This window comes from Enterobacter sp. CRENT-193, from assembly GCF_002787395.1.
GTDB lineage: Bacteria > Pseudomonadota > Gammaproteobacteria > Enterobacterales > Enterobacteriaceae > Enterobacter > Enterobacter hormaechei_C.
Genome location: NZ_CP024812.1, coordinates 4,653,991 through 4,676,154 on the forward strand (window position 1 = coordinate 4,653,991; position 22,164 = coordinate 4,676,154).

The 22,164-nt window shown below is 54.2% G+C and carries 22 protein-coding genes and 1 tRNA gene; 7 read left to right on the plus strand and 16 right to left on the minus strand.

Annotated elements, in window-relative coordinates:
* Positions 1–21: 21 nt before the first annotated feature.
* Together frsA and gpt are read right to left on the minus strand one after the other, a co-directional pair.
* On the minus strand, positions 22–1,266 hold the full coding sequence (gene frsA, locus CU081_RS23190) for an esterase FrsA (protein WP_023295967.1): 1,245 nt from the start codon (positions 1,264–1,266) through the stop codon (positions 22–24).
* Between the two features lie 104 nt (positions 1,267–1,370).
* Complete coding sequence (gpt, locus tag CU081_RS23195) at positions 1,371–1,829, minus strand: xanthine phosphoribosyltransferase (RefSeq protein WP_003863205.1); 459 nt, start codon at positions 1,827–1,829, stop codon at positions 1,371–1,373.
* A gap of 259 nt (positions 1,830–2,088) precedes the next feature.
* On the opposite strand from gpt, the gene pepD reads away from it, so the two are divergent.
* Positions 2,089–3,546 carry a cytosol nonspecific dipeptidase gene (gene pepD / locus CU081_RS23200; protein WP_003863206.1) on the plus strand — a complete coding sequence of 486 codons (1,458 nt, stop codon included), beginning with the start codon at positions 2,089–2,091 and terminating at the stop codon, positions 3,544–3,546.
* 55 nt (positions 3,547–3,601) lie between these two features.
* Here pepD and dinB read toward each other — a convergent pair whose 3' ends face one another.
* The 8 genes from dinB to CU081_RS23240 all read right to left on the minus strand — a co-directional run bounded on the left by dinB (position 3,602) and on the right by CU081_RS23240 (position 10,807).
* Complete coding sequence (dinB, locus tag CU081_RS23205; RefSeq protein ID WP_003863209.1) at positions 3,602–4,660, minus strand: DNA polymerase IV; 1,059 nt, start codon at positions 4,658–4,660, stop codon at positions 3,602–3,604.
* A 107-nt stretch (positions 4,661–4,767) separates the two neighbouring features.
* A complete protein-coding gene (nqrM, locus tag CU081_RS23210; RefSeq protein ID WP_003863212.1) occupies positions 4,768–4,968 on the minus strand; it encodes a (Na+)-NQR maturation NqrM in 201 nt (66 codons plus the stop codon).
* Between the two features lie 2 nt (positions 4,969–4,970).
* A complete protein-coding gene (nqrF, locus tag CU081_RS23215) occupies positions 4,971–6,194 on the minus strand; it encodes an NADH:ubiquinone reductase (Na(+)-transporting) subunit F (protein WP_003863214.1) in 1,224 nt (407 codons plus the stop codon).
* 10 nt (positions 6,195–6,204) lie between these two features.
* Complete coding sequence (nqrE, locus tag CU081_RS23220) at positions 6,205–6,801, minus strand: NADH:ubiquinone reductase (Na(+)-transporting) subunit E (RefSeq protein ID WP_003863217.1); 597 nt, start codon at positions 6,799–6,801, stop codon at positions 6,205–6,207.
* 6 nt (positions 6,802–6,807) lie between these two features.
* Entirely contained in the window at positions 6,808–7,446 is a 639-nt protein-coding gene (locus CU081_RS23225; RefSeq protein ID WP_003863219.1) for an NADH:ubiquinone reductase (Na(+)-transporting) subunit D, read from the minus strand.
* Complete coding sequence (locus CU081_RS23230) at positions 7,439–8,233, minus strand: Na(+)-translocating NADH-quinone reductase subunit C (RefSeq protein ID WP_003863221.1); 795 nt, start codon at positions 8,231–8,233, stop codon at positions 7,439–7,441. Before CU081_RS23230 ends, CU081_RS23225 begins: the two co-directional genes overlap by 8 nt.
* Positions 8,226–9,461, minus strand: a complete 1,236-nt coding sequence (locus CU081_RS23235) for an NADH:ubiquinone reductase (Na(+)-transporting) subunit B (RefSeq protein WP_022650427.1) — start codon at positions 9,459–9,461, stop codon at positions 8,226–8,228. Before CU081_RS23235 ends, CU081_RS23230 begins: the two co-directional genes overlap by 8 nt.
* Before the next feature lie 2 nt (positions 9,462–9,463).
* A complete protein-coding gene (locus CU081_RS23240; protein WP_003863224.1) occupies positions 9,464–10,807 on the minus strand; it encodes a Na(+)-translocating NADH-quinone reductase subunit A in 1,344 nt (447 codons plus the stop codon).
* A gap of 300 nt (positions 10,808–11,107) precedes the next feature.
* Here CU081_RS23240 and dpaA point away from each other — a divergent pair, with 300 nt between their 5' ends.
* Positions 11,108–11,848 (plus strand): peptidoglycan meso-diaminopimelic acid protein amidase, encoded by a 741-nt coding sequence (gene dpaA, locus CU081_RS23245; RefSeq protein ID WP_003863227.1) that lies wholly within the window; start codon positions 11,108–11,110, stop codon positions 11,846–11,848.
* Here dpaA and CU081_RS23250 read toward each other — a convergent pair.
* Together CU081_RS23250 and lpcA are read right to left on the minus strand one after the other, a co-directional pair.
* Complete coding sequence (locus CU081_RS23250; protein ID WP_003863229.1) at positions 11,819–12,586, minus strand: class II glutamine amidotransferase; 768 nt, start codon at positions 12,584–12,586, stop codon at positions 11,819–11,821. The two genes, dpaA and CU081_RS23250, sit on opposite strands and share 30 nt — an antisense overlap.
* Before the next feature lie 48 nt (positions 12,587–12,634).
* Positions 12,635–13,213: a D-sedoheptulose 7-phosphate isomerase gene (gene lpcA / locus CU081_RS23255; RefSeq protein WP_003863232.1), complete on the minus strand. Its 579-nt coding sequence runs from the start codon at positions 13,211–13,213 to the stop codon at positions 12,635–12,637.
* Between the two features lie 239 nt (positions 13,214–13,452).
* On the opposite strand from lpcA, the gene fadE reads away from it, so the two are divergent.
* Positions 13,453–15,897, plus strand: coding sequence for an acyl-CoA dehydrogenase FadE (gene fadE, locus CU081_RS23260; RefSeq protein WP_022650426.1), 2,445 nt, complete (start codon positions 13,453–13,455; stop codon positions 15,895–15,897).
* A gap of 108 nt (positions 15,898–16,005) precedes the next feature.
* Positions 16,006–16,776, plus strand: coding sequence for an amidohydrolase (locus CU081_RS23265; protein ID WP_003863235.1), 771 nt, complete (start codon positions 16,006–16,008; stop codon positions 16,774–16,776).
* Between the two features lie 100 nt (positions 16,777–16,876).
* On the opposite strand, the gene CU081_RS23270 is transcribed toward CU081_RS23265, so the two are convergent.
* Together CU081_RS23270 and dnaQ are read right to left on the minus strand one after the other, a co-directional pair.
* Positions 16,877–16,953 (minus strand) — tRNA-Asp (locus CU081_RS23270).
* Positions 16,954–17,085: 132 nt separating this feature from the next.
* A complete protein-coding gene (gene dnaQ, locus CU081_RS23275; RefSeq protein ID WP_003863237.1) occupies positions 17,086–17,817 on the minus strand; it encodes a DNA polymerase III subunit epsilon in 732 nt (243 codons plus the stop codon).
* On the opposite strand from dnaQ, the gene rnhA reads away from it, so the two are divergent.
* Complete coding sequence (rnhA, locus tag CU081_RS23280; protein WP_160840538.1) at positions 17,771–18,349, plus strand: ribonuclease HI; 579 nt, start codon at positions 17,771–17,773, stop codon at positions 18,347–18,349. The genes dnaQ and rnhA overlap by 47 nt on opposite strands.
* Here rnhA and CU081_RS23285 read toward each other — a convergent pair whose 3' ends face one another.
* A complete protein-coding gene (locus CU081_RS23285; protein ID WP_003863240.1) occupies positions 18,350–19,066 on the minus strand; it encodes a class I SAM-dependent methyltransferase in 717 nt (238 codons plus the stop codon). It abuts the gene before it with no gap.
* A gap of 32 nt (positions 19,067–19,098) precedes the next feature.
* Between CU081_RS23285 and gloB the strand changes: the two genes are divergently transcribed.
* Both gloB and mltD read left to right on the plus strand, forming a co-directional pair.
* Positions 19,099–19,857: a hydroxyacylglutathione hydrolase gene (gene gloB, locus CU081_RS23290; protein WP_022650425.1), complete on the plus strand. Its 759-nt coding sequence runs from the start codon at positions 19,099–19,101 to the stop codon at positions 19,855–19,857.
* 68 nt (positions 19,858–19,925) lie between these two features.
* Complete coding sequence (gene mltD, locus CU081_RS23295) at positions 19,926–21,290, plus strand: murein transglycosylase D (protein WP_022650424.1); 1,365 nt, start codon at positions 19,926–19,928, stop codon at positions 21,288–21,290.
* A 52-nt stretch (positions 21,291–21,342) separates the two neighbouring features.
* Here mltD and CU081_RS23300 read toward each other — a convergent pair whose 3' ends face one another.
* Complete coding sequence (locus tag CU081_RS23300; RefSeq protein ID WP_003863245.1) at positions 21,343–22,116, minus strand: class I SAM-dependent methyltransferase; 774 nt, start codon at positions 22,114–22,116, stop codon at positions 21,343–21,345.
* Between the last annotated feature and the right edge of the window lie 48 nt (positions 22,117–22,164).

The window sequence follows — 22,164 nt, forward strand, 5'->3', positions numbered from 1 at the left end:
CCAACGAAATTTAGCAAACTATTAACACAATCTCTGCGTGATCCAGCGTGTGATCTCTTTCAGCGCTTTGTCAAAATTCTGGTACACCGGGCTGAAGGGCACCTCCAGCAATTTACCATCAGAAGATGACGAGGTGATTAAGCGTGACTCCTCTTCCGGGCTAAACGGATCGTTCTTCCAGAAACCGGACATCATCGGGGTTGGGCAGCGGCGGCCGAGTAAGCCCTGCGTTTTTAATGAATAACGATTAAGTTCAATGCGCAACGCTTCGTCTGAAGCATCATGCATGCCAAGTCGGCTCGCCAGTACGTCCAGATACATCTCAGGAACGCTACCCTGACGCGCAGGATCGCTTAACAGAGCATGCACCACCGGACCAAGACAGGCGACGGCCTTCAGGCGTGAAGATTCAAGGTAGGCAAGCCGTACCGCGACGTTAGCGCCGAAGCGGAAGCCAAACGCGCCAACCCGGGTGTGATCAACCCAGGGGATATTCTCCAGCGCTTTTAATGCATGCTGGTGCAGCAGGCTGGAGTCTTGCGTAAGTTTCCATTTGGATGAAAAACCAATGGAAGGCATATCAAGCGTCAGCATGGCGATTCCGTTTGGGGCAAAGTAGCGCTCATACAGGCTGTAATAGTCAATTTGTAACGAGTCCAGTCCACCGCACATCAGAACCGTCGGGAACGGCCCTTCCCCCTCCGGCATATGCAGGAATCCGGTCACCGGGCTGCCGCCGGGAATGGCGAACTCAATTTCACGCATCCGGCCAGGCAACCGCTGCGCAGCCTCTTCATAAGCCCGGTTTGCCAGCGCCTGCGCCTGCTCTGCCAGTTCGTCGCCTTTAAGATGCGGATATGCAGCGATGCTGTAAAGGTTTGCCGCATGCAGCCAGTGCTTGCCGCTGAGAGTGGCATCTTCTTCCTGGCTCGCTTTTTGCTGCCAGAGCATGGCCTGCTTTGACCATTCGTAGATCCAGTTTCCACCACGGTAGCCCACCACCGTATCGTAGAGATCGCTGTCGGTACGCTCGGACTCGCTCATCACGATACGCGCCTGCACGTCGAGGATTTCACGCGGATCGATGCCGCGCCAGATCCACATCAGGCGGTTAATCATTCGATACCAGTGGGGCACGTTTTTACCGTCTAACGCTGACTGAACGGCAGGCATTGTCCCCGGATTAAACCGACGCACCAGCGTCGACGTTTCAGGGTGCTTGAAACGGGGTTTGAAGAGAGTTTCGGTGAGATTCGCCTGCGTCATTGCGTTGCCTCCATGGATACGTCATATGAAGACCATTGTAACGCGTGGCAGGGTAAAAAGAACAACGCCCGGCATAACCGGGCGTGTAAAGTTACGTACTGAAATTAACGGCCAGAGATAGGCGGTACGAAGACCACGCCCATATCCCATGGCTGTTCAATCCAGGTATCCTGCGGGATATCAATGACGTAATCATCAACCAGTGGGCGACCCGCTGGTTTCGCGAAGATAGTGACGAAGTGCGCTTTTGGATACATTTCGCGGATAGCCACCGCAGTACCGCCGGTATCCACCAGATCGTCGATAACGATAAAGCCTTCACCGTCGCCTTCCGCGCGTTTCAGCACTTTCAGTTCGCGCTGGTTGTCGTGATCGTAGCTGGAGATACAGACGGTATCGACATGACGAATACCCAGCTCACGTGCCAGCAGCGCCCCCGGTACCAGACCGCCACGGCTGACGGCAATAATGCCTTTCCACTGTTCGGAAGGCATCAGACGCGCAGCCAGTTTGCGTGCGTGAATCTGCAACATGTCCCAGGTGACGACGTATTTTTCGCTCATGTGAAGTGTCCCAGCCTGTTTATATACGGCTTAAAAAAAATGAGGGTGAACCAGGTTGCGCGAGATTATAGAGATCTGACGCACTAAAAACCAGTGTTACGCGCCATGAGCCTGAGTTTTTACATGCTTAATGCTACCAGCCACGGGAGAAAGTGGTATTCTCAGTTGCATCTCGCAAGCCTGACTTGTGGTAACGATTAACCTGCTAACCCTGTGACCTGCAACATTGTTTTGCAGCGCAACGACAAGGAGACCTATCGTGTCTGAACTGTCTCAATTATCTCCACAGCCGCTGTGGGATATTTTTGCCAAAATCTGCTCCATTCCGCACCCTTCCTATCACGAAGAACAGCTTGCCGAACATATTATGGGCTGGGCAAAGGAAAAAGGTCTGCACGCTGAACGCGACCAGGTTGGCAATATTCTTATCCGCAAACCTGCCACCGCAGGTATGGAAAACCGTAAGCCAGTGGTATTGCAGGCGCACCTGGACATGGTTCCGCAGAAAAACAACGACACCGTTCACGACTTCACGAAAGACCCGATTCAGCCGTACATCGACGGCGAGTGGGTGAAGGCGCGGGGCACGACCCTGGGCGCAGATAACGGCATTGGTATGGCTTCCGCGCTGGCCGTGCTGGCTGACGACAGCGTTGAACACGGTCCGCTGGAAGTGCTGCTGACCATGACTGAAGAAGCGGGCATGGATGGCGCGTTCGGTCTCCAGGCAAACTGGCTGCAAGCGGACATTCTAATCAACACCGACTCCGAAGAAGAAGGTGAGATCTACATGGGCTGCGCGGGCGGGATCGATTTCATCTCTACCCTGCCGCTGTCCCGCGAAGCGATCCCTGCCGGATTCGAGACCTTTAAGCTGACGCTGAAGGGGCTGAAAGGCGGTCACTCCGGCGGTGATATTCACCTGGGCCTGGGCAACGCCAACAAACTGCTGGCGCGTTTCCTGGCGGGCCATGCCGCTGAACTGGATCTGCGTCTGGTGGACTTCAACGGCGGTACTCTGCGTAACGCGATCCCTCGCGAAGCCTTCGCTACCTTGGCAGTCCCTGCGTCGAAAGCGGACGAACTGAAAAAACTCTCCAGCGTGTATCTGGAGATCCTGAAAAACGAACTGTCTGCAAAAGAGAAAAACCTGACGGTGGTGCTGGAGTCCGTTACGACGGATAAAGCCGCGCTGACCGCACAGTCTCGTGACACGTTCGTCCAGCTGCTGAACGCAACGCCAAACGGCGTTATTCGCAACTCTGACGTGGCGAAAGGCGTGGTGGAAACCTCCCTGAACGTGGGCGTGGTGACCATGGGTGACGACAGCGCAGAGATCATCTGCCTGATCCGTTCCCTGATCGACAGCGGTAAAGAGTACGTTGTGAGCATGCTGGAATCTCTGGGTACCCTGGCGGGCGCGAAAACGTCTGCAAAAGGCAGCTACCCGGGCTGGCAGCCGGATGCAAGTTCTCCGGTCATGGCACTGGTGCGTGAAACTTATCAGCGACTGTTCAACAGCACCCCGAACATTCAGGTTATTCACGCGGGTCTGGAGTGTGGTCTGTTCAAGAAACCGTATCCGGATATGGACATGGTCTCCATTGGGCCGACCATCACCGGGCCACACTCCCCGGATGAGCAGGTTCATATTGAAAGCGTCGGTCACTACTGGACGCTGCTGACTGAGCTGCTGAAAGCAATCCCTGCGAAGTAATTCGCCGTCTGTTGCCCGGTGGCGCTACGCTTACCGGGCCTACAATTAGCGTAATCTACAGTCCCAACACCAGCTGACGCTCCAGCTGCGGATCCAACAAGGTGACGTGCAGCCCCACCAGCCTCACCCCTCGCCCGCCCCGCCGTTCTTCCCATGCCTTTTTTGCCGTCGCGATAAGATCCTCTTTGTTGAGGCGTGGCCAGACGTGTTCCTGCGTCGTCTGCTGAAAATCGTTAAATTTCAGTTTGATGCCCTGCCGGGCAATAAGCAGATCAGGTTTGACCTTCAGTAAGCGTCGTTCAAGTTCAGGATAGAGTTGTTCCGTAATAATGGTTTCACATTCGGTCCAGTCATGGATATCTTCGCTCAGCGTGCGTTCAACGCCGACCGATTTACGCAGCCGTTCGTTGTTCACATCCCGGTCATCAATGCCCTGACTGCGTTCCCACAGTACGCGGCCAAACTTGCCAAAACGCTTAAGCAGCAGCGCCAGATCGCTGCGCTGAACGTCTTCGCAGGTGCGTAGCCCCATACTTTCCAGCTTCGCGGCGGAGACTTTGCCCACTCCGGGGATTTTGCTGAGCGGCAGCGTCTTTAAAAACGCCGAAACCTCTTCCGGAGTGATAACGTACTGGCCGTTGGGCTTATTTAAATCGGAGGCGATTTTGGCGAGAAATTTGACCGGCGCGACACCCGCCGATGCCGTCAGGTTCAGCTCGTTAAAAATAGTCTGGCGGATCTCCTGCGCCATCAGGGTGGCGGAGCCGTGGCAGTGCACGCTGTGGGTGACATCAAGATAGGCTTCATCCAGCGATAACGGTTCGATAAGTGAGGTGTAGCGGGAAAAGATCTCCCGAATGTGGCTCGATGCTTCTTTATAGGCATCAAAACGTCCGGGCAAAAGAGTGAGATGCGGGCACAGTTTCAGCGCCATCGCTGTCGGCATGGCGCTGCGCACGCCGTATTTGCGAGCAGGATAGTTGGCGGTGCTGATGACACCGCGCTGTACCCGGCTGCCGCCAATGGCAATGGGAATATCCCGCAGCGCCGGGTTGTCACGCATCTCCACTGCGGCAAAAAAGCAGTCCATATCGACATGGATTATTTTGCGCATAGTAAGCCCTCACTCGTTACTGGATAAGTATACAGTAAACAAATGAGGGTTGAGAAGTGTGCATGGGAATTGTCGGGTGGCGGCGTTGCCTTACCCGACCAGGAAGACTAAATAATGCGTTGCTGCTCGCGAGCCATCCGCTTTTTCCGCGCATCGCACGGTTCCGGACAATCGCACACTTTTTCCATTCCGATGGAAGAGATGCCTCCGCAACTGCCCTGAATGCTTTTACGCTTGATGATCCAGCCTAAGGACATGCCGAAGATCACCAGCACAAACACCGCAAAGGTCGCCAGAAAGGTCAGCATAATCAGCCTCCGAAATCATCGAGCATGATGTTCTCATCTTCCACGCCAAGATCTTTTAGCATCTTAATCACGGCCGCGTTCATCATTGGTGGACCACACATATAGAACTCGCAGTCTTCCGGTGCCGGGTGCTGTTTGAGGTAATTTTCATACAGCACGTTGTGGATGAAGCCCGTATAGCCTGTCCAGTTATCTTCCGGCTGCGGATCGGATAACGCCACATGGAAGGTAAAGTTAGGGTTATCACGTGCCAGTTGTTCAAACTCATCGTCATAGAACATTTCGCGCAGTGAACGCGCTCCGTACCAGAAGCTGATCTTGCGCTTGCTGCCAAGTCGTTTGAGCTGGTCAAAGATATGCGAACGCATCGGCGCCATACCCGCTCCGCCGCCGATAAAGACCATCTCCGCGTCAGTATCTTTGGCAAAGAATTCGCCGAACGGGCCGGAAATCGTCACTTTGTCGCCAGGCTTGAGGGACCAGATATAGGATGACATGACGCCAGGGGGGGCATCAGGCACATTCGGTGGCGGCGTGGCGATACGCACGTTGAGCATAATAATGCCCTTCTCTTCCGGGTAGTTAGCCATGGAATAGGCGCGGAGCGCGGGCTCTTTTACCTCGGAAACAAAGCGGAAGAGGTTAAATTTATCCCAGTCGGCCCGGTACTCTTCGGGCACGTCGAAGTCAGCATACGCGACGGTGTGTGCCGGACATTCAATCTGGATATACCCACCCGCACGGAACGGGACGCTCTCCCCTTCAGGGACACGCAGCTTGAGCTCTTTAATGAACGTGGCTTTGTTATCGTTAGAGATAACTTCGCACTCCCATTTTTTCACGCCGAAGATCTCCTCCGGCAGCTCAATCTTCATGTTCTGGCGCACAGCGACCTGACACGCCAGACGGCATCCCTCTTTCGCTTCACGCTTCGTAATATGCGACAGTTCCGTTGGCAGAATATCACCGCCGCCCTCTTTCACCGTCACACGGCACTGGCCACAGGAGCCACCGCCGCCACAGGCAGACGAGACAAAAATCCCGTTGCCGGAGAGCGTGTTAATCAGCTTATCCCCTGCCGGGGTACGGATCTGATTCTGCGGATCATCATTGATATCAATGATCACATCCCCGGAATTGACCAGCTTCGCACGCGCCGCCAGGATCAGCCCTGACAGCACCAGTACTATCAGCGTGAACATCACCACGCCAAGAATAATTTCCATTTGTTAGCCCTTATAGCTGCACACCGGAGAAGGACATAAAGCCCAACGCCATCAGGCCGGTGGTGATAAAGGTGATCCCTAAGCCACGAAGCCCCGCAGGTACGTTGGCATATTTCATTTTTTCACGGATCCCCGCCATGGTAACAATCGCCAGCATCCAGCCGATACCGGAACCGAAGCCATACACAACCGATTCACTGAAGTTGTAATCACGCTGAACCATAAAGGAAACACCGCCAAAAATGGCGCAGTTCACGGCGATCAGCGGCAGGAAGATCCCCAGCGCGTTGTACAGCGACGGGAAGTATTTATCGAGGATCATCTCCAGGATCTGAACAAGCGCCGCAATCACTCCGATAAAGGTGATGAAGTTCAGGAAGCTAAGATCAACCCCCTCCACCAGCGCGCCATCGCGCAGCACGAAGTTGAATACCAGGTTGTTAATCGGAACGGAAAGCCCCAGCACAACGGTAACTGCCACGCCCAGACCAAATGCCGTCGATACCTTTTTAGAAACGGCAAGGAACGTACACATGCCCAGGAAGAAAGCGAGCGCCATGTTTTCAACAAACACCGCGCGCACAAATAAACTCAGGTAATGAGCCATTGTCGGTTACTCCTTTTCCTGCTGTTCAGGCTTCAACGTACGAATCAGCCAGATCAGCAAACCGATAATGAAAAATGCGCTTGGGGCCAGCAGGAACAGGCCGTTCGGCAGATACCAGCCGCCGTTCTGTACCGTATCCAGCACCGGAATGCCAAACAGCTTGCCGCTGCCAATAAGTTCGCGCAGGAAACCAACCGTCAACAGGATTACGCCGTAACCCAGGCCGTTGCCGATACCGTCCATAAAGCTCGCCAGCGGCGGCATTTTCATCGCATAGGCTTCAGCACGCCCCATCACGATACAGTTGGTGATAATCAGGCCGACAAACACCGAAAGCTGCTTCGAGGTTTCATAGGCGAAGGCGCGCAGGAGCTGATCGACCACGATCACCAGCGAGGCGATGATCGCCATCTGCACGATGATCCTTACGCTGTTGGGTATGTGGTGGCGGATCATTGAGATAAACATGCTGGAAAAAGCTGTCACCAGCGTTACCGCCAGCGTCATGACCACCGCCGTTTCCAGCTTGGTGGTGACCGCCAGCGCCGAGCACACCCCCAGCACCTGAAGCGTTATCGGGTTATTGGCTAACAGCGGGCCAATCAGCACCTTTTTAACTTCTTTCAGTTCACCCGTATCAGCCATTATTCAGCGCTCCTTCACGTACATTCTTCAGGAAGGGACCAAAGCCCAGTTCACCCATCCAGAAATCAAAGCTGTGCTGCACACCGTTTGAGGTGAGCGTGGCGCCGGAAAGGCCATCAACGGCAAATTCATCGCCGGGACGCGCGCCCCCTTTTACCACCTTCAGCGCAGGCTGGCCGTTGTCGTCGAGCACTTTTTTACCAACAAACTGTGCCCGCCAGTTAGGGTTCTCAACTTCGCCCCCCAGCCCCGGCGTTTCGCCCTGATCGTAATAAGTAATGCCTTTAACCGTACGGCCGTCGGTATCCAGCGCCACAAAGGCGTACATCATTGACCATAAACCGTTGCCATAGATGGGCAACACGATTTTCTGAATGCGTTTTTGCTCGTCACGGACGAGGTAAATCTCCGCGACATTGCTGCGGCGCTTAATGCCTGCCGGATCCTGCGAGGCGTCAAGCGTGGTGCTCATTTGCGGATCTTTTAGCGCCAGCGCCTGGTTGTATTTCGCCGGGTCTTTATCCATTAACTCCCCGGTTTTTAAATCCACCAGCCGTGCGGTAATACGTTCGGCAAACACCGCTGCGACGTCATCCTTCGTCATGCCTTCCTGCATCAGCCCGGCAACGGCCAGGATGTTACGCTGTTTATCCAGCGCACGTTGCTCCTGCTGTAGCGGTTTCAACCCTACGGCAGAACCGGCCACGACAATGGAACAAACCAGACACAGTACCAGCACCACCAGCAGCGTTTTGCTGATGCTGTCGTTATTTTTGATCTCAGCCACGCGCCTTCCTCCGCTTAATGTTGGCGCGCACGACCAGGTAGTCGAACAGCGGCGCAAACAGATTGGCAAACAGAATGGCCAACATCATCCCTTCCGGATAAGCCGGGTTGACCACGCGAATCAGTACACACATCACCCCAATGAGCGCGCCGTAACACCATTTACCTCTGTCGGTAAACGAAGCCGAGACCGGATCGGTGGCCATGAACATCATGCCAAACGCAAAGCCTCCCAGCACAAGGTGCCAGTACCACGGCATGGAGAACATCGGGTTTGTGTCTGAACCAATGAAGTTGAAAAGCGTGGCGGTGAGTACCATCCCGAGCATGACGCCAGCGACAATGCGCCAGGACGCCACGCGGCCAAAGAGGATGATGGCCCCGCCGATCAAAATCATCAGGGTAGACACTTCACCGATGGAGCCTGGAATATTGCCGATAAACGCATCAAACCAGGTGACAGGCTGTCCGGTTGCATTATTGACCAGCGTTTCGCCGCCGCCAGCCGCCCACTGTGAAAGTGGCGTCGCGCCGGAGAATCCGTCTGCTGCCGTCCACACCAGGTCGCCCGAGATTTGCGCCGGATAAGCAAAGAACAGGAACGCGCGTCCTGCCAGCGCCGGGTTGAGGAAGTTGCGTCCGGTCCCGCCGAAGATCTCCTTGGCAATCACCACGCCAAAGCTGATCCCCATCGCCGCCTGCCAGAGCGGCAGCGTTGGCGGAACAATCAGCGCAAACAGAATAGAGGTAACAAAGAAGCCCTCGTTGATCTCATGTTTGCGAATAATGGCGAACAGCACCTCCCAGAAACCGCCCACGATAAAGACAGTCATATAGATGGGGAGGAAGAAGACAGCGCCCAGCGTCATCATGCTGATCCAGCCGGCATCTGCCGCAAAGCTCACCCCCAGCGACTGTGCCAGACGATAGTGCCAGTCAGACTGAATCACCTGCGCCAGCTGCTCTGCATCATACATATGGTGCAGCGCCGGAATAGACTGCAACCCAACGTTATACATCCCCCAGAACATGGCCGGGAAGACCGCAAACCAGACCAGAATCATCATTCGCTTGAGGTCGATGGCGTCGCGAACGTGCGCCGCGCCTTTCGTTACCAGACCCGGCGTGTAGAAAATGGTCGTTGTCGCTTCATACAGCGGGTAGTACTTTTTGAGCTTCCCTTCGGTAAAGTGCGGCTCAATTTTTTCAAAGAGGTGTTTTAAGCCCATGTTTATCCTTCCTGCTCAATGCGGGTTAACACCTCGCGCAATACGGGTCCATATTCGTATTTACCTGGACACACATAGGTACACAGCGCCAGATCTTCTTCGTCCAGCTCCAGACAGCCCAGCGCCTGGGCACCGTCGGTATCACCGGCCAGGAGATCCCGCAGCAGCACGGTGGGCAGAATATCCAGCGGCATCACGCGTTCGTAGTTGCCAATCGGAACCATGGCGCGCTCACCGCCGTTGGTGCTGGTGGAGAAGTTAAACAGCTTATGACGCAGGAAGTGGCCGAGCGTGGTGCGGGTTACCGAGTATTTTTCTGCGCCAGGCAGTACCCAGCCGAACAGCTCTTTATCGCGTCCTTCAAGAACCACACTCACCTGAAGATGGAAACGACCCAGCCAGGCCATCGGGCCTGTCGCGTGCCTGCCGCTCAGCACCGAACCGGAAATAATACGGTTTTCACCCTCTTTCGTTTCGCCAGCCAACAGCGCCGTCAGGTCTGCCCCAAGCAGCGTGCGAACCAGACGCGGTTGGGTTGCCTGAGGGCCGCCGATGGCAATAATGCGTTCTGCGCACAGCTCACCCGTGGTGAACAACTTACCGATAGCGATCACGTCCTGATAATTAAGATGCCAGACCTGTTTCGTCAGGCTTACCGGCTCCAGGAAATGAATATGCGTTCCCACCAGCCCCGCCGGATGCGGGCCGGCAAATTCATTAAAGGCCACCTGCCCTTGCGGATGACCGCCCAGCTTACCGCCGCTGGCCTGGCAGACATGCACTTTGCCCGGCGTCAGGCGTGTTAACACGGCGAGGCCGGCATCGAAAGCTTTTCGTTCCGCCAGGATAAGAGGCTGCGGATCTGCGCTGAGCGGGTTGGTGTCGATGGCCGTAACGAAGATAGCGGCCGGCACAGTGCCTGGCACGGGCGTTTTGCTATAGGGCCGCGTGCGAAGCGCCGTCCACAGTCCCGACTCCAGCAGTTGCGTCTGCACCACGTCGTGGCTGAGGGTGGCGAGATCGGCGGCGTCAAAACGCGCAAATTCGCGTTTCTCATCACCTTCAATTTGAATAACAACCGATTGCAGGACGCGACGCTCACCACGATGGATGGCAACAACGGTGCCGCTGGCTGGGGCTGTAAACATAACGCCAGGATTTTTTTTATCCTCGAAGAGTGCCTGGCCTTTTATTACGCGATCGCCTTCCTGTACCAGCATCGCAGGACGCATGCCCACGTAATCATCACCTACAATGGCGACATGATGAATACTGGCGCCGGTGGTAACGTGCTGTTCAGGCACGCCAGAGATTGGCAGATCGAGTCCTTTTCTGATTCTAAACATGTGGTTAGCAGGTATCCATGAACAACAATCCAGAGAGGCCGGAGTGTACCATTTTAGGCCCTGCCAGGGGCAGCAAATCCGCCGTCTGGCGCGCCGAAATGCGAGCTATTGCGCAAAGTTCCTGGAGTCAGGACAATGTGAATGGGTTATAAAGTAAAACTAATTTGTAAACGCAAAGGTTGGCTCTTGCGAAAATCTCCATCGGTGCTAATGTGAGCGCTCCTGTCCAGATTAGTCTGATTTCGGGTGTCTTTTGCCGTTCTGGCAAGTTGGTCATTGTTTTATCAAGGAACCAGTAGTATGCGTAAAATCGCATTGTTCATTGCGATGCTTCTGATACCGTGCATGTCGCTTGCCGGGCTGCTTGGCAGTAATAGTTCAACGACGCCGATCAGTAAAGAGTATAAACAGCAGTTGATGGGATCCCCGGTTTATATTCAAATCTTCAAGGAAGAGCGCACACTCGATCTGTTTGTCAAAATGGGCGAGACGTATCAGCTGCTCGATAGCTACAAAATCTGTAACTATTCTGGCGGGCTGGGGCCGAAACAGCGGCAGGGTGACTTCAAAAGTCCGGAAGGGTTTTACAACGTTCAGCGTAACCAGCTAAAACCGGACAGCCGCTTCTATAAAGCGATTAACATCGGTTTCCCCAATGCCTTCGACCGTGCGCACGGTTACGAAGGGAAATACCTGATGATCCACGGCGCCTGCGTGTCTGTCGGCTGTTATGCGATGACGGATTCCGGCATTGATGAAATCTTCCAGTTTGTCACGGGCGCACTGGTCTTCGGTCAGCCAAATGTTCAGGTCAGCATCTATCCGTTCCGTATGACGGATGCGAACATGGCACGCCATAAGTACTCTGTTTACACAGATTTCTGGAAACAGCTAAAACCGGGCTATGACTACTTCGAGCAGACCCATAAGCCGCCGGTGGTGTCCATCGTCAATGGCCGTTACGTGGTGAGTAAACCGCTCAGCCATGAAGTGGTTCAGCCGCAGCTGGCGTCAAATTACGCGGTCCCCGAGACAAAATAGCGCCCACTCGCCTGGCATGATCTTTTGCCAGGTTTCGTTGCCCGTCAGTGGCTGCGTTGCAATGACAGTGACCACATCGTTCGGTGTGGTCTCCTTCTGAAAATCAATTTCCACATCCTGATCGAGCAGCGTGGCGACGCCAAACGGCGCACGTCGGGTGATCCAGAACAGATTTGTCGAGCAGAACGCCATCACGTAGCGCCCGTCAGACAGCAGCATATTAAAGACGCCCTTCGCGCGTAACTCAGACGCCAGTGACGCTATGTACTTAAAAACGGCGGTCATGTTGCCGGGCGTACGGGGATAGCGCTCTGTCAGCTTGTGCAGCAGCCAGCAAAATGCTTTTTCGCTGTCCGTTTCACCGACAGGACGAAAATTGCCGGTTTCCAGTGATTTATAGCCCGAGAGCTGCCCGTTGTGCGCATAGGTCCAGTTACGGCCCCACAGTTCACGGGTAAACGGATGGGTATTTTCCAGCGCCACTTCGCCGCGATTGGCCTGGCGGATATGGGCGATCACCGAACAGGACTTAATAGGATAGTCCTGCACCAGTCTGGCAATGGGTGAGTTAAAGCTGGGCTGTGGATCTTTAAACGTGCGGCATCCTTTGCCTTCGTAGAAGGTAATGCCCCAGCCGTCTTTATGCGGCCCGGTTCCTCCACCGCGCTGAACCAGCCCGGTAAAACTAAAGCAGATATCGGTTGGCACATTGGCGCTCATCCCGAGCAGTTCGCACATAGATCACCTCCACAACAGCGGGGGGCACCGGCGCCCCCCAGCGAAGTCTTACTTAACCATCTCTTTTTCGATCAATTGGATCAGGATGTGGATCACTTTGATGTGAATTTCCTGAACGCGATCGGCATAACCGAAGTGTGGAACGCGGATTTCAATGTCCGCTGTACCGTCCATCTTACCGCCATCTTTCCCGGTCAGGGTGATCACTTTCATGCCCTTCTCACGCGCGGCGGCGATCGCTTTGATCACGTTAGCGGAGTTACCGGACGTGGAGATACCGAGAAGCACATCGCCTTCACGGCCTACGGCTTCAACGTAGCGGGAAAAGATGTGGTCGTAACCAAAGTCGTTGCCTACACAGGAGATGTGGCTCACGTCGGAAATCGCAATCGCCGGGTAGCCCGGACGGTTTTCGCGATAGCGTCCGGTCAGCTCCTCGGCGAAGTGCATGGCGTCACAGTGGGAACCGCCGTTACCGCAGGAGAGCACTTTACCGCCGGCTTTGAAGCTGTCGGCAAGCAGGACCGCCGCGCGCTGAATAGCGTGAATATTGGCATCATCTTTCAGAAAGTTCGCCAGCGTTTCCGCCGCTTCGTTCAGTTCGTTACGAATAAGATCCTGGTACATGAGGATAATCCTTCAGTATTGATGAAATAACACAGTGGAGTGTACCGGATAGCAGTAAAAGCGAGAAGCTAAAGCCATGCGAATCGTCCGGCGTTTTGATTTTTTGTGCCGGCTAAAACGCGAACAATGTGAACCAGGTTGTAATTATTTTGTAAACACATTGCTAAAGGAAATGACATCAACTACAACCATATCATCACAAGTGGTCAGACCTCCTACAAGAAAGGGAGCTTTTCTTTATGATGATTTTGAGCATTCTCGCAACCGTTGTACTGCTCGGTGTGTTGTTCTATCACCGTGTCAGTTTATTCCTAAGTAGCCTGATTCTTCTGGCCTGGACGGCTGCACTTGGCGTCGCTGGCCTGTGGAATATCTGGGTTCTTGTTCCCCTGGCCATCATTTTACTGCCGTTTAACCTGACGCCGATGCGTAAGTCGATGATCTCTGTGCCGGTGTTCAGGGGATTCCGTAAAGTGATGCCGCCGATGTCGCGTACAGAGAAAGAAGCGATTGACGCCGGTACGACCTGGTGGGAAGGCGATCTGTTCCAGGGCAACCCGGACTGGAAAAAGCTTCACAACTATCCACAGCCGCGTCTGACCGCCGAAGAACAGGCCTTTATTGATGGTCCGGTAGAAGAAGCGTGCCGCATGGCAAACGACTTTGCCATCACTCACGAAATGGCCGACCTGCCGCCTGAGCTGTGGGCATACCTGAAAGAGCATCGCTTCTTCGCGATGATCATTAAGAAAGAGTATGGCGGTCTGGAATTCTCCGCTTACGCTCAGGCTCGCGTGCTGCAAAAACTGGCGGGTGTCTCCGGGATCCTGGCGATTACCGTTGGCGTGCCAAACTCCTTAGGCCCGGGCGAGCTGTTACAGCATTACGGTACAGAAGAGCAGAAAGATCACTACCTGCCGCGTCTGGCGCGTGGCCAGGAAATTCCGTGCTTCGCGCTGACCAGCCCGGAGGCGGGCTCTGATGCCGGCGCGATCCCCGATACCGGCGTGGTTTGCATGGGCGAGTGGCAGGGCCAGCAGGTGCTGGGCATGCGCCTGACCTGGAACAAACGTTATATCACCCTCGCGCCTATCGCCACGGTGCTGGGCCTGGCGTTCAAACTCTCTGACCCGGAAAAACTGCTGGGCGGTGAAGAAGATCTGGGCATTACCTGTGCGCTGATCCCAACCTCGACCCCAGGTGTTGAGATTGGTCGCCGTCACTTCCCGCTGAACGTACCGTTCCAGAACGGTCCTACCCGCGGTCAGGATATCTTTGTCCCGATTGATTACATCATCGGTGGCCCGAAAATGGCCGGTCAGGGCTGGCGTATGCTGGTAGAATGTCTGTCTGTGGGCCGCGGCATTACCCTGCCGTCGAACTCAACCGGCGGTCTGAAATCGGTGGCGATGGGGATTGGGGCTTACGCGCATATCCGCCGTCAGTTCAAAATCTCCATCGGCAAGATGGAAGGTATCGAAGAGCCGCTAGCGCGTATTGCGGGCAATGCCTACGTGATGGACGCCGCAGCCTCGCTGATTACCTACGGAATTATGCTGGGCGAAAAACCCGCCGTGCTGTCGGCAATTGTGAAATACCACTGTACCCACCGTGCACAGCAGTCAATTATTGATGCAATGGATATCGCAGGCGGTAAAGGGATCATGCTCGGTGAAGGCAACTTCCTGGCACGCAGCTATCAGGGCGCTCCGATTGCCATCACCGTTGAAGGGGCAAACATCCTGACCCGCAGCATGATGATCTTCGGTCAGGGCGCCATTCGCTGCCATCCGTACGTGCTGGAAGAGATGGCCGCCGCGCAGAATAACGACGTGGATGCCTTTGACAAGCTGCTGTTCAAACATATCGGTCACGTGGGCAGCAATGAAGTGCGCAGCTTCTGGCTCGGCCTGACGCGCGGCCTGACCAGCGCGACGCCAACCGGCGATGCGACCAAACGTTACTACCAGCACCTTAACCGTCTGAGCGCCAACCTGGCTCTGCTGTCTGACGTCTCGATGGCCGTTCTTGGCGGAAGCCTGAAGCGTCGCGAGCGCATCTCTGCCCGTCTGGGCGACGTGCTGAGCCAGATCTTCCTGGCCTCTGCGGTTCTAAAACGTTACGACGACGAAGGCCGTCAGGAAGCGGATCTGCCGCTGGTGCACTGGGGTGTACAGGATGCGCTGTATCAGGCAGAACAGGCTATTGACGACCTGCTGGCGAACTTCCCGAACCGCTTTGTGGCAGGTGCCCTGCGCGTGGCGATCTTCCCGACCGGTCGTCATTACCTGGCGCCGTCTGACAAGCTGGATCATAAAGTGGCGAAGATCCTTCAGGTTCCGAGCGCAACCCGCTCCCGTATTGGCCGCGGCCAGTATCTGGCCCCTACCCCGCATAACCCTGTCGGCCTGCTGGAAGAGGCGCTGCTGGACGTGATGGCCGCCGACCCGATTCACCAGAAGATCTGCAAACAGCTGGGCAAAAATCTGCCGTTTACACGACTGGATGAGCTGGCAAAACAGGCGCTGGCGGGTGGCATCATCGACAACAGCGAAGCTGCGATTCTGGTGAAAGCCGAAGAGAGCCGTCTGCGCAGTATTAACGTGGATGATTTCGAACCGGAAGAGCTGGCGACACAGCCGGTAAAGCTGCCGGAGAAGCACCGCAAACCTGAAGCCGCATAAGACGTTCAGCGTCCATCAACCCCGCTCCGTGCGGGGTTTTTTAATGCCACATTTTCTCGTAATGACGTGCTACAGTGTCAAAAAGCGATCTTTTAAGGAGTCGGTATCGTGCCTGGTTTGAAGATTTCTGTTTTGCAGCAGCCTTTAGTTTGGATGGACGGTCCAGCCAACCTTCGCCATTTCGATCGCCAGCTCGAAGAGATTAGCGGTCGCGATGTGATTGTCCTGCCGGAGATGTTCACCACGGGTTTTGCGATGGAGGCTGCAAAACAGTCGATGCCGCAGGACGAGGTTGTGGCCTGGATGCACGCCAAAGCGCAGGAGACAAACGCGCTGATTGCCGGTAGCGTCGCCCTCCAGACCGAACGCGGGCCGGTTAACCGCTTCCTGCTGGTCGAGCCAGAGGGAAAGGTGCATTTCTACGATAAGCGCCACCTGTTCCGCATGGCGGATGAACATCAACATTATGAAGCCGGAAGCGAACGCGTGGTATTTGAATGGCGTGGCTGGCGTATTCTGCCGCTGGTCTGCTATGACCTGCGCTTCCCGGTGTGGTCGCGCAACCGCAACGATTATGACCTGGCGTTGTACGTCGCCAACTGGCCCGCCCCACGCTCCCTGCACTGGCAGGCTTTACTGACCGCGCGCGCGATTGAAAATCAGGCTTATGTCGTTGGCTGTAACCGCGTAGGAACGGACGGCAACGGGCATCACTATCGCGGTGACAGCCGGGTGATCAGTCCGCAGGGTGAGATTATTGCCACCGCCGAGCCGCATCAGGCAACACGAATTGACGCTGAGATCTCGTTAACGGCGTTAAAGGAGTATCGGGAGAAGTTTCCGGCCTGGCAGGATGCAGATCAGTTTACGATCGGATAAACGCAACCCGCGATGTTACCCTGGCTTATCGCCTTGCGTAACATCAGGGAAAAGCAGAAATGAAAAAGGCCCACGTTATAAATAACGTGGGCCTGAATAGTGGCGGAACGGACGGGACTCGAACCCGCGACCCCCTGCGTGACAGGCAGGTATTCTAACCGACTGAACTACCGCTCCACTGTTCCCGTTTGGGGAACGAGGCGAATATTACGGTTTGCCTCTGAACTCGTCAACGCTTTTTCTCAGGTTTTGAATCGTTTGCTGCAAAATTCATCCAAACGGTGATTTAACAAACGTTTCGGCACATTTTCACGTGCGCCACAAACAGCTTCCGCCCTTCTTCTGCACTAAATCGAGACGAGATTCATGGTTCATCAGTTCTTCATCACTGGCTAAAACAACCCGCAGGCGATTCGCCTGACGCACAATGCGCTGAATTCCCCCTTCATCCCGCGTCTGCTGGGATTCATTTTCCATACTGAATTTCATCGACGTTTGCCCGCCGGTCATGGTCAGGTAGACATCGGCCAGGATCTGGGCATCGAGCAACGCGCCGTGCAGCGTTCGCTTGGTGTTGTCTATCTCATAGCGAGAGCACAGGGCATCAAGGCTGTTACGCTTGCCGGGGAACATCTTCCTTGCCAGCGCCAGGCTATCCGTGACTTTACAGAACGTATTCGTCTTCGGAATATCACGGTTGAGCTTGCTGAACTCATAGTCCATAAAGCCGATATCGAACGACGCGTTATGAATGACAAGTTCCGCACCTCTGATGTAGTCGAGAAATTCATCTGCGACGTCGGCAAAGGTGGGCTTATCCAGCAAAAACTCGTCGGCAATTCCGTGAACGCCGAACGCTTCCGGGTCCACCAGCCGATCGGGTTTGAGGTAAACGTGGAAGTTGTTGCCCGTAAGGCGACGGTTCACCACTTCAACGGCACCAATCTCAATGATTTTATGCCCTTCGTAGTGGGCGCCAATCTGGTTCATACCGGTGGTTTCGGTATCGAGAACAATCTGGCGAGTAATTGCAGTGCTCATAGCGGTCATTTATGTCAGACTTATCGTTTTACTGAACGTTTCAAATACAGGAAGTCTACCAGAGATGCGTAAACAGGTAGAAATTTTCACCGATGGATCTTGTCTCGGTAACCCAGGGCCCGGCGGCTATGGTGCCATTATGCGCTATCGCCAGCATGAAAAAACCTTTAGTGAAGGCTATTTCCTGACCACCAACAACCGCATGGAGTTGATGGCGGCCATCGTGGCGCTGGAAGCGTTAAAAGAACATTGCGACGTGGTGCTGAGTACCGACAGCCAGTATGTCCGCCAGGGCATTACCCAATGGATCCACAACTGGAAAAAACGCGGCTGGAAAACGGCAGAGAAAAAACCGGTCAAGAATGTCGATCTCTGGAAGCGTCTTGATGCCGCCCTCGGTCAGCACGAAATCAAATGGGAGTGGGTAAAGGGGCACGCCGGTCATCCTGAAAACGAACGCTGTGACGAGCTGGCTCGCGCGGCGGCATCCAACCCAACCCATGAGGATGCAGGTTATCAACCTGAATCCTGATCACGGTTTTTTGTACTGCCGCGTGGCCCCCACGGTCTGGCGGATCCGCGTTTTTGATTTGCTTTGCTTCATTGGGTTGAGCGTAAGGGGGATCGTCCTCTTACGCGCGACAATAAATTGCATGCAGCCCAGCGCGGGTAAATGGGTGCTTAATAAGACCCCGCCTTTACGCGTCCAGGGGATGACCTGCAAACCCCCATAGCTCAGCACTTCGAAATTTAACAGTGAAAGCCAGTCCAGCTGGCGCATCATGGTAAACATCCTGCTGTTATAGGGCGGCGTGCGGCGCAGAACGGGCGTCAGTTTACGTAGCCCCATCAGACTCAGCGGATTAAAACCGCTCAGGATCAGCCAGCCGTCATCAATCAAAACGCGGTCGGCTTCCCGCAGCAGACGATGGGGATCGCTGCACCAGGGCAGCGTATGGGCGAGCAGACAGGCATCAATGGATTTTTCCGCAAACGGCAAATGCAGCGGATCCGCTTTCACCTGAACCGGGGAGCCATTAAGCGATACGCTAACCTGATGCGAGATAGCGCAGCTTTCGGTATTGATTTCTGCGCTCAGATTTCCAATCTTAAGCAGGTGAAAACCATACATTTTCGCGAGCCAGGGTTTAAGCTGAAGTTCTAAGGCCTCGCGATAATATTCACCCCAGGGCAACTCTGCCCAACGTTCCGGTGGTGCGACAGTATGAGGTATCCTTGCCGGTTTCATCAAAACACCCGCCACGCTATAAGAGGTAATGCATGAATCTTATCAGTATTTCCGCCTTTCAGGACAATTACATCTGGGTTTTAGTCGACGACGATCGCAGATGCATCATTGTTGATCCAGGCGAATCCGCACCGATCCTGCACGCGATAAAAGAAAACGGCTGGCAGCCTGAAGCGATCCTACTTACCCATCACCATCACGATCATGTCGGCGGTGTTCCCGATCTCCTTGCGCGCTATCCTCATCTTCCCGTCTACGGACCGGCAGAGACACAGGATAAGGGTACGACGCAAGTTGTCGAAGAAGGCGAAAGTATCCTCATCCTCGGGTGGGAGTTTTCCGTATTTGCTACGCCAGGTCACACTTCCGGTCATCTCTGTTTCTACAGCAAACCTTATCTGTTTTGTGGCGACACGCTGTTTTCTGGCGGCTGTGGAAGGCTGTTTGAAGGCACGCCAGAACAGATGTATCAATCTTTACAAAAAATTAATGCGCTTCCAGCCGACACCGTAATTTGTTGCGCACATGAGTATACATTAGGGAATATGAAGTTTGCTGCAAGCGTGCTGCCTGAGGATCGGGCGATTCAGGATTATTACCTGAAAGTGAAGGAGTTACGTGCAAAAAACCAAAAAACACTCCCCGTAATTCTGAAAAATGAACGACAAATTAATTTATTTTTAAGAACTGATGATGTTGATTTAATTAATAAAATTAATCAAGAAACAAATTTGTTACAACCTGAAGCGCGATTTGCATGGTTAAGGTCAAAGAAAGATAACTTCAGATAATTGCGGGTTGCCTTTTCAAAATTTCGCCGTTATCATCGCTCGTCTTTTAAGCAACTATTGACACACACATGAAGGCAAAAGCGATATTACTCGCCTCTGTCCTGCTTGTAGGTTGCCAGTCACAAAACGGCAGCAACGTACAACAGCACGCACAGAGCCTTTCTGCGGCTGGTCAAGGGGAAGCAGGGAAGTTTACGAGTCAGGCGCGATGGTTGGACGATGGGACCTCCTTCGCGCAGGAACAAGACTTGTGGGCCTCTATTGGCGACGAGCTAAAGATGGGAATTCCGGAAAACAGCCGGATTCGCGAACAGAAACAGAAGTATTTGAGAAATAAGAGCTATCTCCACGATGTAACATTACGGGCAGAGCCGTATATGTACTGGATAGCCGGGCAAGTTAAGAAACGTAACATGCCTATGGAACTGGTACTACTACCCATAGTGGAGAGCGCTTTTGACCCGCACGCGACGTCTGGCGCCAATGCAGCAGGCATCTGGCAGATCATTCCGAGCACAGGGCGAAATTATGGTTTAAAGCAGACCCGCAACTACGATGCGCGTCGTGATGTTGTCGCTTCAACGACAGCCGCTCTCGACATGATGCAACGTCTGAACAAGATGTTTGACGGCGACTGGTTATTGACTGTCGCGGCGTATAACAGTGGTGAAGGTCGTGTACTGAAGGCAATGAAAGCGAATAAAGCGCGTGGAAAATCCACAGACTTCTGGTCGCTCTCACTGCCACAGGAAACAAAGATTTACGTACCGAAAATGCTGGCACTGAGTGACATTCTCAAGAACAGCAAACGTTACGGTGTACAACTGCCAACACCAGACGAAAGTCGTGCACTGGCGCGTGTCCGCCTCAGCAGCCCGGTTGATATTCAACAGGTTGCCGATATGACGGGTATGTCGGTAAGTAAGCTTAAAACCTTTAATGCAGGTGTTAAAGGCTCCACGCTGGGTGCTAGCGGCCCACGCTATGTGATGGTTCCGCAGAAACATGCGGAACAGTTACGAGAGTCTTTAGCTTCAGGTGAAATCGCAGCCGTTCAGTCCACGCTGATCGCTGATACGTCGCCTGTAAGCAGCCGCAGCTATAAGGTGCGTTCAGGTGATACGCTTTCAGGTATTGCATCACGTCTTGGCGTGAATGCGAAGGATCTCCAGCAGTGGAATAATCTGCGCGGATCTGGTCTGAAAGTGGGTCAAACGCTGAACGTAGGTGCAGGTAGCAGCGCACAGCGTCTCGCTAAAAACAGCGATAGCATTACCTATCGCGTACGTAAAGGCGACTCGCTGTCCAGTATTGCTAAGCGTCACGGCGTAAACATCAAAGATGTGATGCGCTGGAACAACGATACTGACAACCTGCAACCTGGCGACCAGCTGACGTTGTTTGTGAAAAACAGCGCTACGCCAGATTCCTGATAGTACGTTCGCTTGTTAAAAAGGCACCGATTCCCCTCGGTGCCTTTTTTGTTTATCCTGCTTTTTGCGCTTCAGCCATAATGGTGTCGCTAGTAAACGAACCATCGTCATGCAGCTCAAAGTACGCCTTCACATCAGCAGAGGCGCTCTCCTGGTACAATCGGATCGCCTGAGTTAATGCCTCGGGGGTGCGCATCCGCGCAATCCATGACGCAAACTCCAGCGGCAAACGGTCGGTTATCAATGAGCGTGAAATCAAGCCGGCTTCGGTGATAAACGTAAGCCACTCTCCACTGGAGTAGTTTTGCACGTGCGAGGTATCACGCAGCGCTTCAACCGTCTGGAGCCAGATATTTCGTACCGGATGTCCGGGAGACATCACGTCCATGATGATGAAGATTCCGCCCGGTTTGAGTACGCGTTTCACTTCCCGTAATGCCTGCCCCACATCATGCCAGTGGTGTGCAGAGTAACGGCTAATCACAACCTCAAACGATGCATCCTCAAAGGGTAATGATTCAGCGTAGCCCTGGCGCGTCGTGACGTTATTCAGTCCTTTCGCTTTCGCCGCTTCAGCGACCACATCGAGCATCTGGCTCGATAAGTCATACGCCGTCACCTGAGCAACCTGCTCTGCGGCGGTAAAACTGGCATGCCCTGCCCCGCAGCCTAAGTCCAGCACGTGCGCGTCAGGAAACGCGGCGAGCCGCTCGCCGAGACGCACCAGGTCGCGGCCAGAGGCGTGCACGGCGCTGCTCAGGTAGGCACTTGCCTGCGAACCAAACTGTTTTTCGACGTTGTCATGATGGGAGTGTGTTGTTGTCATGTTGCTGTCCTTTTATGGGTTAAAAAATAAAGGGCAGCACCCGCACAG

Bases quoted from the DNA above. Each gene is read 5' to 3' on its own strand.
- frsA (WP_023295967.1), bottom strand. From the start codon at position 1,266: ATGACGCAGGCGAATCTCACCGAAACTCTCTTCAAACCCCGTTTCAAG.
- gpt (WP_003863205.1), bottom strand. From the start codon at position 1,829: ATGAGCGAAAAATACGTCGTCACCTGGGACATGTTGCAGATTCACGCA.
- dinB (WP_003863209.1), bottom strand. From the start codon at position 4,660: ATGCGCAAAATAATCCATGTCGATATGGACTGCTTTTTTGCCGCAGTG.
- nqrM (WP_003863212.1), bottom strand. From the start codon at position 4,968: ATGCTGACCTTTCTGGCGACCTTTGCGGTGTTTGTGCTGGTGATCTTC.
- nqrF (WP_003863214.1), bottom strand. From the start codon at position 6,194: ATGGAAATTATTCTTGGCGTGGTGATGTTCACGCTGATAGTACTGGTG.
- nqrE (WP_003863217.1), bottom strand. From the start codon at position 6,801: ATGGCTCATTACCTGAGTTTATTTGTGCGCGCGGTGTTTGTTGAAAAC.
- CU081_RS23225 (WP_003863219.1), bottom strand. From the start codon at position 7,446: ATGGCTGATACGGGTGAACTGAAAGAAGTTAAAAAGGTGCTGATTGGC.
- CU081_RS23235 (WP_022650427.1), bottom strand. From the start codon at position 9,461: ATGGGCTTAAAACACCTCTTTGAAAAAATTGAGCCGCACTTTACCGAA.
- CU081_RS23240 (WP_003863224.1), bottom strand. From the start codon at position 10,807: ATGTTTAGAATCAGAAAAGGACTCGATCTGCCAATCTCTGGCGTGCCT.
- dpaA (WP_003863227.1), top strand. From the start codon at position 11,108: ATGCGTAAAATCGCATTGTTCATTGCGATGCTTCTGATACCGTGCATG.
- CU081_RS23250 (WP_003863229.1), bottom strand. From the start codon at position 12,586: ATGTGCGAACTGCTCGGGATGAGCGCCAATGTGCCAACCGATATCTGC.
- lpcA (WP_003863232.1), bottom strand. From the start codon at position 13,213: ATGTACCAGGATCTTATTCGTAACGAACTGAACGAAGCGGCGGAAACG.
- fadE (WP_022650426.1), top strand. From the start codon at position 13,453: ATGATGATTTTGAGCATTCTCGCAACCGTTGTACTGCTCGGTGTGTTG.
- dnaQ (WP_003863237.1), bottom strand. From the start codon at position 17,817: ATGAGCACTGCAATTACTCGCCAGATTGTTCTCGATACCGAAACCACC.
- CU081_RS23285 (WP_003863240.1), bottom strand. From the start codon at position 19,066: ATGAAACCGGCAAGGATACCTCATACTGTCGCACCACCGGAACGTTGG.
- gloB (WP_022650425.1), top strand. From the start codon at position 19,099: ATGAATCTTATCAGTATTTCCGCCTTTCAGGACAATTACATCTGGGTT.
- mltD (WP_022650424.1), top strand. From the start codon at position 19,926: ATGAAGGCAAAAGCGATATTACTCGCCTCTGTCCTGCTTGTAGGTTGC.
- CU081_RS23300 (WP_003863245.1), bottom strand. From the start codon at position 22,116: ATGACAACAACACACTCCCATCATGACAACGTCGAAAAACAGTTTGGT.